This window comes from Bradyrhizobium sp. MI1.7 (genome assembly GCF_055811795.1).
Genome location: NZ_JBVVPO010000220.1, coordinates 1 through 890 on the forward strand (window position 1 = coordinate 1; position 890 = coordinate 890).

An 890-nucleotide genomic window follows, 5' to 3' on the forward strand; every position below is an offset into this window, starting at 1 on the left:
GTCGGCATGGACGTGGTGCGCACCAATATCGACCAGATCGGCGGCACCATCGACATCAAGTCGGTGGCCGGCGAGGGCTCCTCCGTCACCATCAAGATCCCGCTGACCTTGGCCATTGTCTCGGCGCTGATCGTCGAGGCCGCCGGCGACCGCTTCGCGATCCCGCAGCTCTCGGTGGTCGAGCTCGTCCGTGCCCGCGCCAACAGCGAGCACCGCATCGAGCGTATCAAGGACACCGCCGTCCTGCGCCTGCGCAACAAGCTGCTGCCGCTGATCCACCTCAAGAAGCTCTTGAAGATCGACGACGGCGCGGCCTCCGATCCCGAGAACGGCTTTATCGTCGTGACCCAGGTCGGCAGCCAGACCTTTGGCATCGTCGTCGACGGCGTGTTCCACACCGAAGAGATCGTGGTCAAGCCGATGTCGACGAAGCTGCGTCACATCGACATGTTCTCCGGCAACACCATTCTGGGCGATGGCGCTGTTATCATGATCATCGATCCCAACGGCATTGCCAAGGCGCTCGGCGCCGCCGGCTCCTCGGCCCATGACATGGGCGACGAGAACGGGGCGCATCACATCGGAAGTGGCGAGCAGACCACCTCGCTCCTCGTCTTCCGCGCCGGCTCCAGCCAGCCCAAGGCAGTCCCGCTCGGGCTCGTCACCCGTCTGGAGGAGCTCCCGGCCGACAAGATCGAGTTCAGCAACGGCCGCTACATGGTGCAGTACCGCGAGCAGCTGATGCCGCTCGTCGCCATGGAGAGCGTCACCATCGCCAGCCAGGGCGCCCAGCCGATCCTGGTGTTTGCGGACGACGGCCGCTCCATGGGCCTCGTCGTCGACGAGATCATCGACATCGTCGAGGAACGGCTCAACATCGAGGTCGGCGG

The 890-nt window shown here is 64.9% G+C and carries 1 protein-coding gene; it reads left to right on the top strand.

Translation table 11 applies throughout. The features are described 5' to 3' along the window. Positions 1–890, top strand: an 890-nt coding sequence (locus AC0L3X_RS47220) for a chemotaxis protein CheW (protein ID WP_473317623.1), incomplete at both ends; no start/stop codon positions are given.